General features: G+C 37.7%; 6 protein-coding genes, 1 tRNA gene, 1 rRNA gene and 1 pseudogene. 2 read left to right on the plus strand and 7 right to left on the minus strand.

What is annotated here, in order from left to right:
- Window positions 1–15: 15 nt before the first annotated feature.
- From GHI45_RS08585 to tgt, 3 genes are all read right to left on the minus strand, one after another.
- Window positions 16–411, minus strand: a complete 396-nt coding sequence (locus GHI45_RS08585; protein ID WP_147780272.1) for a hypothetical protein — start codon at window positions 409–411, stop codon at window positions 16–18.
- A 129-nt stretch (window positions 412–540) separates the two neighbouring features.
- Window positions 541–613: transfer RNA gene (locus GHI45_RS08590), tRNA-Thr, on the minus strand.
- Between the two features lie 314 nt (window positions 614–927).
- The gene (gene tgt / locus GHI45_RS08595) at window positions 928–2,076 is read right to left on the minus strand and encodes a tRNA guanosine(34) transglycosylase Tgt (protein ID WP_147780271.1); all 1,149 of its coding nucleotides are present in this window, start codon (window positions 2,074–2,076) and stop codon (window positions 928–930) included.
- A gap of 219 nt (window positions 2,077–2,295) precedes the next feature.
- Between tgt and GHI45_RS08600 the strand changes: the two genes are divergently transcribed.
- Window positions 2,296–2,961: a DUF975 family protein gene (locus tag GHI45_RS08600; protein ID WP_147780270.1), complete on the plus strand. Its 666-nt coding sequence runs from the start codon at window positions 2,296–2,298 to the stop codon at window positions 2,959–2,961.
- Window positions 2,962–2,985: 24 nt separating this feature from the next.
- Here the strand turns inward: GHI45_RS08600 and GHI45_RS08605 are convergent.
- Both GHI45_RS08605 and GHI45_RS08610 read right to left on the minus strand, forming a co-directional pair.
- A pseudogene (locus GHI45_RS08605) lies at window positions 2,986–4,175 on the minus strand (MFS transporter).
- A 180-nt stretch (window positions 4,176–4,355) separates the two neighbouring features.
- Window positions 4,356–4,799, minus strand: coding sequence for a CoA-binding protein (locus GHI45_RS08610; RefSeq protein WP_147780269.1), 444 nt, complete (start codon window positions 4,797–4,799; stop codon window positions 4,356–4,358).
- A gap of 480 nt (window positions 4,800–5,279) precedes the next feature.
- Between GHI45_RS08610 and GHI45_RS08615 the strand changes: the two genes are divergently transcribed.
- Window positions 5,280–5,513: a hypothetical protein gene (locus tag GHI45_RS08615; RefSeq protein ID WP_147780267.1), complete on the plus strand. Its 234-nt coding sequence runs from the start codon at window positions 5,280–5,282 to the stop codon at window positions 5,511–5,513.
- 28 nt (window positions 5,514–5,541) lie between these two features.
- Here GHI45_RS08615 and polA read toward each other — a convergent pair whose 3' ends face one another.
- Together polA and rrf are read right to left on the minus strand one after the other, a co-directional pair.
- Window positions 5,542–8,175 carry a DNA polymerase I gene (gene polA, locus GHI45_RS08620; RefSeq protein WP_147780266.1) on the minus strand — a complete coding sequence of 878 codons (2,634 nt, stop codon included), beginning with the start codon at window positions 8,173–8,175 and terminating at the stop codon, window positions 5,542–5,544.
- Window positions 8,176–8,259: 84 nt separating this feature from the next.
- A 5S ribosomal RNA gene (gene rrf / locus GHI45_RS08625) occupies window positions 8,260–8,375 on the minus strand.
- Window positions 8,376–8,384 lie beyond the last annotated feature (9 nt).

Below are 8,384 nucleotides of genomic sequence, written 5' to 3' on the forward strand. Positions count from 1 at the left end.
AAAATCGAAAATTAGTTATTCCATAAATCCAAACCAGGGATCTTCTTCATCCGTTACCACTTCTTGCTCGTCTTTCATCAAATCAGCAAAGGTTAAAGCTGGCTTCTTTGGACTTGTCATCACTGCTGCTTCATTTGCTGAAGCTTCTACTGGAGCAATTTCTATCAGATCAGACACAGTTTCCTTTTGATTTTTTGCTTGCGGAAAACTGACAAGCGGACTTTCACTTTCAAAATCCTGCTCTGTCTCAAACGCCTTTGCTTCTAAAAATTGAATATAATCATAAAAATCAGTCAAGATTTCTTGATAATATGCAACTTCTGAGCTATTATCGGAACTTTCAAAAGCCGCTTGAGCTTCCCCCCAACGTTCCGCAATCCGTTTACTCTTCATAAAATCAGCGTAGTCCATTTTATTTCCCCTTTTGCAAATTTACTTTCTTCCATTATACATTAAATTTCTGTCAGAGCTGACAATCAATTTTTGCATCGTCAGAAAAAACAAAAAAATCCAGAATACTGGATTTTTCTTGATTGAATATGCCGAGTACAGGAATCGAACCTGCGACCCCTTCGTTACGAGTGAAGTGCTCTACCGACTGAGCTAACTCGGCACATATTACGTTGATGTTAGCTCAGTCGGTAGAGCACCAGGGAGAAAAGCGTTGCTTTTTTTATCCCCAACCTTGAAGTTTTCACTTCAAGCTCTACCGACTGAGCTAACTCGACACATGTTGTGTTGCAACTCTATCATATAGCATTGCGAGGGCTGGCGTCGCTTATCCTTTCCTCCATCTGAAGTTCTCACTTCAAACGCTATTGATTGAGCCATGTTGGCAACGACTAGCGTTGTCTCACAACCCACCTATTATATCAAAATATAAAGGCTTTTTGCAAGTTTTAGCATATCAAAACGCAACTTTTTTACTTAAAAGTCTTTTGCATTTGGCAAATTATAGCCGTAACGCTCACAGAAATCTTCACGGAATTCAAGCAAGTTGTCATTGATGATGGCTTGACGAACATCCTTCATCAAATTAACAAGGAAATAAAGATTATGATATGAGCAAAGTCGAAGACCAAATGTTTCATCCGCTTTAATCAAATGACGCAAGTATGCTCTTGTGTAATGCGTACATGTATAACAATCGCACATGGGATCAAGCGTTGTAAAATCATGTTCAAATTTGGCATTCTTAATGTTAATACGTCCAAAATGTGTCATCAAAGTTCCATTTCTGGCAATTCGCGTTGGAAGAACGCAGTCAAACATATCGACACCACGAATAACACCATCAATCAAACTATCTGGAGCACCTACGCCCATTAAATAACGTGGTTTATCTTTAGGCAACAGCGGTGTCGTGAAGTCCAAAACAGCATTCATTTCTTTATGTGTTTCGCCTACTGCGAGCCCACCGATTGAATAACCTGAAAAATCCATACTGGTCAAATCACGCGCAGATTGTTTCCGTAAATCTTCAAAGCCAGCGCCTTGTACAATTCCAAATAATCCTTGGTCGTGCCAACGTTTGTGAGCTTCCATTCCACGTTCAGCCCAACGACTTGTACGTTCAATCGAATTTTTCACATAATCATAAGGCTGATAAAATTGTGGACATTCATCAAAACTCATCATGATATCTGAACCCAAATTATTTTGAATGCCAATTGACGTCTCAGGTGCCATAAAGAGTTTGCGTCCGTCTAAATGACTCTTGAAAGTCACACCCTCTTCGGTAATGTTTTTCTTATTTTGAACCAAAGAATAAACCTGAAAACCACCACTATCCGTCAAAATAGGTTGGTCCCAGTTCATGAATTTATGCAAGCCACCCGCTTCAGCAATCAATTCATCGCCTGGACGGTTCCACAAATGGTAAGTGTTCGAGAGGATAATCCCTGAACCAATTTCTTTTAATTCCTCTGGTGATTGTGTTTTTACAGTCGCTTGAGTTCCAACAGGCATAAACATAGGTGTTGGAAAAGTTCCATGCGGTGTGATAATTTCACCGAGACGGGCTCCTGTGTGTTTTTCTTTTTTAATTAAACGATATTTTATCGCGTGTTCTGTCATTCGTATTTCCTCAAATTTTAATAATATTGCTTTTGTCAGCAATGACAAGGTAAAATCTAGCACTTATAAGTATATCAAAAATCTAGCTTTATTGCCATTGCCCTCCCCTCCGGTCAATGAAAGCCACTTGTATTATCAATATGAAAACTATATATCATTTGTTTTACATTTATTCTGATATAATATTATAGATTAAGTAAATATTTTTAGGAGGAATTTATGAATCGATCTATTTTAAAGGAAAATGCAAAACTTGCCTTGAGAGAAAATTTCCCAGCCAAGATGATGTTGTTTATCATTCCAATTCTGTTCACGATTTTCGAGACAAGTTCCTCATCGTATCGTTTTTATGAAGCAGACCATGTTTTTCTGGCTTCACTTTTTGGACTTTTTGGTGGTCTCTTGTCTTTGATTTTGACAATTTTCATGTTCATCATCAATGCTTCTGCACTTTTTAATTACATCAAAATCTATCGCAAAGAACGCAAAAATCCAAAATTTAGTAATATTTTCGCACCATTCAGCGACGGAACGGCTACTAAGATTTTAGCAGTCAAACTTGCACGGCTGATCAGTTGGATTATTCTTGCTTGCATTCCTATTATCGGTTGGATTTTGGCAATCTACTTAGCTTTAGGTTGGTCTCAAGCCACATTCGTCCTCTATGATCAGTTAGAGAAAAATACCTATCACGGTGCATTAGGCGTTCTTCAAGAATCTTCACAAAAAATGAAGGGCTGGCGTAATGACTATTTCATTTTTCAGATTAGCTTCTTCTGGTGGTATGTTTTACAAATCTTTACCGTTGGTCTCATCAACTTTTGGACCATTCCATATATCAATATGGCACATGCGGCATACTATGACGAACTTATCAATCACTAAAAAAACTCGGAATTCCCGAGTTTTTTATTTTCCAATATAAGTATCTCCGATTTTTGCAGCATGTCTGCCATGTACAAAATAATAAATCACGATGATTACAATGACAAAAAGTCCAGCAAGATAATATAAATTCCGATAGCCAGTATAAGGTACGATAAATCCTAAGACAAACGGTCCCATACCAACACCCATGTCAAACAAACCAAAGAAGGTTGACGTCGCAATCCCAATGCGTTCAGGACTGGCATGACGAATAGCAATGGTTTGTGAAAAAGGTGAAAATGAGCCATAGCTCAACCCAATAAGTGCACCAGCAAGAAGCAACATGAACGTTGAATTTGAAGCTCCGGTCAACCATAAAGCCAATGCAAAAATCACAAAGGTTGGATACATCATGAAATTATCGCCTTTGACATCGAACATTCTCCCTGTGATTGGTCGTGAGCCAACGATGAAAATCGCATAAACAATATAAAACAAACTTCCGGCTGTAACCAACCCGATTTGTGCACTAAATTGGCCAAAAAAGTTAAAATGCTTGAATAAGACATACCGACAAGAAAGCCAACAAAGGCAATAGGTAAAGCAGTTTTCTCGAAATAATTTGACCAGCTGAATTTCTTCTTTTCTGAACTTACTGCAATTAAATTTTGTGGCACACGCAAAAATAAAGTTCCCACCAATGAGAAAAATAGAACAAGTGAAGCCACAATCAGTAAAACATTAAAATTAAATGCATGATACAAAAAGATTGATAAAAACGGGCCAACCGCTGAAGCTAAAGTAACTGAAAGTGCATAATAACCGATGGCTTCGCCTCGACGTGATAATGGTGCAATCAATCCAGCCAAGGTTCCTGACGCCGTAGCTGCGACACCAAAGCCTAAGCCATGAAGAAAACGAATGATGAGTAGTAACTCAATATTTGGTGTAGCAAAATAAAGTAAAGTAAGCAGTAGATAAAAAATCGTACTGAAAACCATGATTTTTTTGATACCAAATCGCGTGATATTATTTCCTGTCCATAAACGCCCGATAAAACCTCCGACAATGAAAATCCCTGATAAAATTCCCGCAATTCCCGATGCGGCGTGATATTGAGACATGGCAACTGTACCAATGATAACAGTCAAAAGATAAAAAACCAGATAAAACATAAAGTTCAATATCATATTGATGGTAAAAGTACCTGTCCAAATTTTTTGTTTTTGCATGTGTTTTTCCTTCTAATAAAAATATTCTTCTAATGCCAGTTTGGCGCTACAAGAAACCTTCATTTTTAATGCGGTACACAGCCATGATTAATTTCATCTCCTTTTGATTTTGTTAACGTTTTCTTTCTTATAATACAACGAAACTCTCGTTTTCACGAGAGTTTTTACTGAGTGGGCTTTTCAATTTTTATTTTTAAGTCCAGAATAGGCATATTCTATTTTTATACAACGGTTCATGACAATGTCATTGCGACCAGCTTGACGCAAAAGATTTTCAGCTTCCTCACTTTGAAGCCCTAATTGAGCCCAAAAGATGCTGGCATCTGTCTCCAGAAAGTCTTTCGCAACATCTGCTAAAAATTCGCTCCGACGGAAAACATCGACAATGTCAATATGAAAGGGAATATCTTGAAGTTTTTCATAAACTTTTTCTCCAAGAACAGTTTGACCTGCCAACAAGGGATTGACCAATGCAACTTGATAACCATTCTTTTGCAAACCTTCAGCAATCAAGTAAGACGAACGATCTGTTTTATTAGAAATCCCAACAACAGCAATTGTTTTGGCATCTTCTAAATATTTGAACAGTTGTGCTTGACTCGGATTTTCAAATTCGTAACTCATTAAAAGCCTCCTTTGTATTCTATCCCCCTTATTATACAACTTTAAAGTTAATTTAGGTATTAAAAAGAATAGGAAAAACAAAAACAAATTTACGTAATCATTAGTTTTCGTAGTTTTATTTTCCAATAAAACCTTTGCCTCAATCCATGTAATCAAAAATCAGACGAAAGACTGACAAATCCGCTACTTTTTCTTGTTATAATGAACTTATAAACAAAGAAATTATCTTACTACTATATCGGGGGTTACATTATGCTATTTCTATTTTTCATTTTCTTATTAACAATCGCATTCTTTAAAGGATTTTTCAAATTTGTCCTTCCAATTCTTATTGCTCTTTTCCTCTTCAAGTTAATTTTTGCAAGTTTTTCATTGCTCTTTAATTTTAACTTTTTAGGACTTTTACTTGGCGCAGCCTTTATTTTCTGGCTGGTACGAACAGTTTCTTCACAGAAACGTAACTATTAAAAAGGAGAATTCATGATTTCAGGTATGTTCATCTTATTTTTATTGATTTTGTCACTCTTACTCGTTCATTTTGGCGTCATTGCCTTCAGCATTTTCTGGCGCTTCATTCTTCCGATTTTACTTATTCTTTTTGCAATTAAAATCGTCATTAGTGGCATCTTACTTCTACTCAATCCATATTTCTGGCTCTTAATTGGCTTGATTGTCCTTGTTGTTTGGGCCATGAATAAGTTCAATAAACGTTAAAAAAATCTGTCAGCTCTGACAGATTTTTTTATTTTGCTTCATACCAAGTATGACCTGTATTTTCATCTACTTTTAGAGGAACAGACAAGCTTACAGCATTTTCCATGGTTGTTTTGACCAAGGCTTTAACCTGTTCAAGTTCCTGATTAGGAACATCAAGAATGATTTCATCGTGAACTTGCAACAAGATTTTAGTTTCAAGATTTTGATCCATCAAAGCTTTGTCTAAATTGATCATCGCAATCTTCAAAATATCACCTGCAGAGCCCTGAATAGGGGCATTGATTGCCTGACGTTCTGCTCCATTTCGTACATTAAAGTTCCGTGAATTGATATCTGGCAACTTCCGACGTCGATTGAACATGGTACTGACATAACCCTTATCTTTTGCTTCGCGTTTCGTATTTTCAATGTAATTAGCAACTTCTGGATAGCGGTCAAAATACGTTTTAATAATCGTTCCAGCTTCCTTATTTGGAATGCCCAAGCGACGTGCCAAGCCGTATTCGGTTTCCCCATAAGAAATCCCGAAGTTAACTGCCTTTGCTGAACGGCGATCATTTGCGGTCACATCTTCAGCCTTTTCAATGTTAAAAACACGCATGGCTGTACTTGTGTGAATGTCAGCATCAGCTTTAAAAGCAGCAATCAAATTTGGATCCTGTGCCACATGCGCAAGAACACGTAATTCCACTTGTGAATAGTCAGAACTCAATAAGATTGAATCATTACTTGGAACAAAGGCTTTACGAATTTTACGTCCTTCTTCCAGTCGAACAGGAATGTTCTGGAGATTCGGTTCAACAGATGACAGACGACCGGTCTGTGTTAAATCCTGAACATAACGTGTGTGAATTTTTCCATCTTCTGCAATCTGTGGAATCAAACCTTTAACATAAGTCGATTGAACCTTCGAAACTTGACGGTACTCTAATATTTTAGCCACTACTGGCGCTGTTGCGGCCAAATTTTCAAGCACGTCAACCGCAGTTGAATATCCTGTTTTAGTCTTTTTGCCATGTGGTAAGTTCAGTTTTTCGAACAATATCGTACCAAGTTGTTTTGGCGAATTGATATTAAACTCTTCGCCAGCCAATTCATAAATCTCAGCCGTCAGCGCTGACAAGCGTGCTTCGTTTTCGACACCAATTACTTCTAATGTCTCACGATTGGCAAGAATTCCTTGAATTTCCATCTTGGCAAGCACTTCTGCGAGTGGCAATTCCATTTCTGTCAGCAATGACAACTGTTCATTTTCAGATAAAGCATCAAGCATCTTATCTTTAGTCACTGCCAATGTGTGAATTTTATGTGCCAAGGTCGCGAATAATTCGTCATCAGCAGGAACAGCCAATTTGGCACCTTTTCCGAAAATTTCCTCATCAGTTCGCAAACTTCCATTGTCAAATAAGCGAGAAATCGTTGAAATCTTATTATCTTCAGTCGTTGAAATCAGATATTTTGCCAGCATGGCGTCATAATTCGCAAGTTCAGCTGTGACATTCAAACGATTGAGCAGAACCCGATTTTTCTTATAATCATAAGTGTTTTTTGGCAAAGGCAAAGCTGTCAGTACTGACAAGTCTTTTGATACGTAAACCTTTTCCGCATTTCCCCAAGCAAAGCCAATGATTTTTTCCTTATGATAATTTTCACCCAAAATTTCAAGATAATAGAAATCTTCAGCAGAAACATTCAAGTCATCAGCGCTGACAACCACTTCATAATCAATCTTTTCTAGCACTGTCTGAGCTTCCTCAGAACTTTCGCCAGACGCTTCGTTCAATTTGGCTTTAAACTGAGTGAAGCCCATTTCATCATAAAATTTCGAGAGTTCTTCAACCTTAGGCCCATTGTAAATGGTATCCTCAAGACTAACTTCGATTGGCGATTCAGTATTGATTGTAGCCAAAGTCTGTGACAAAAATGCCATTTCCTTATCCGCAATCAAATTTTCTTTCATTTTTGATTTCTTGAACGAATCCACATTTTCATAAACTTGCTCAAGTGAGCCCCATTCGTGGAGCAAATTCAGCGCCGTCTTCTCGCCAACTTTAGTGACACCCGGATAATTATCTGAACTATCACCCATCAAGGCTTTCAGATCAATAAATTGAGAAGGAGTAAGCTGCATCTTATCCATCAAATAATCAGGTGTCCACGCCTCAAATTCGGCCACCCCTTTTTTAGAAATTTCGACCGTAGTATTGCTATCGACAAGCTGAATCATATCCTTGTCACCAGTGACAATCGTCACATCGAAAGAAACATCTGGTGCTTCCGCCATCTTATCCAAAGTTCCAATAATGTCGTCTGCCTCATAATCAACCAGTTGATAATGCGCAATTCCTAATTTTTCAATCATCTCCTTCATAAAAGGAATTTGCTCACGAAATTCATCCGGTGTTTTTGAACGTCCCCCCTTATACTCTGGGAACATTTTTGTTCTAAACGTTGTTTTTCCAGCGTCAAACGCAATCAAAACATGAGTCGGCTGAATTCTATCCAAAAGATTAGTCAACATCAGATGAAAACCATAAATTGCATTCGTATGTAAACCATTTGGTGCCTTAAACCGATCAATCTGATTGTACAAAGCAAAAAATGCTCTAAAAGCAACTGACGATCCGTCAATTAACAAAAGTTTGTTTTTATTTTCCATAACACTAATTATACCTTATTTAAACAAATATCCAATCCCCAAAATTTAATAAAAAAAGAGAGAAACCAGGTTTCTCTCTACTTCACTTAGCACCGACCCTATCTCGCAGGGGGCGACCCCCAACTACTTCCGGCGCGGAAGGACTTAACTGCTGTGTTCGACATGGGAACAGGTGTATCTCCAACGCTATGGGCACTAAATTATTTTGC

It is taken from the genome of Lactococcus sp. dk101 (assembly GCF_009601055.1).
In the GTDB taxonomy this organism is placed as follows: Bacteria; Bacillota; Bacilli; order Lactobacillales; family Streptococcaceae; genus Lactococcus.

Excerpts from the sequence above, each read along its gene's own strand:
- GHI45_RS08585 (WP_147780272.1), bottom strand. The coding sequence starts at position 411 with ATGGACTACGCTGATTTTATGAAGAGTAAACGGATTGCGGAACGTTGG.
- tgt (WP_147780271.1), bottom strand. The coding sequence starts at position 2,076 with ATGACAGAACACGCGATAAAATATCGTTTAATTAAAAAAGAAAAACAC.
- GHI45_RS08600 (WP_147780270.1), top strand. The coding sequence starts at position 2,296 with ATGAATCGATCTATTTTAAAGGAAAATGCAAAACTTGCCTTGAGAGAA.
- GHI45_RS08610 (WP_147780269.1), bottom strand. The coding sequence starts at position 4,799 with ATGAGTTACGAATTTGAAAATCCGAGTCAAGCACAACTGTTCAAATAT.
- GHI45_RS08615 (WP_147780267.1), top strand. The coding sequence starts at position 5,280 with ATGATTTCAGGTATGTTCATCTTATTTTTATTGATTTTGTCACTCTTA.
- polA (WP_147780266.1), bottom strand. The coding sequence starts at position 8,175 with ATGGAAAATAAAAACAAACTTTTGTTAATTGACGGATCGTCAGTTGCT.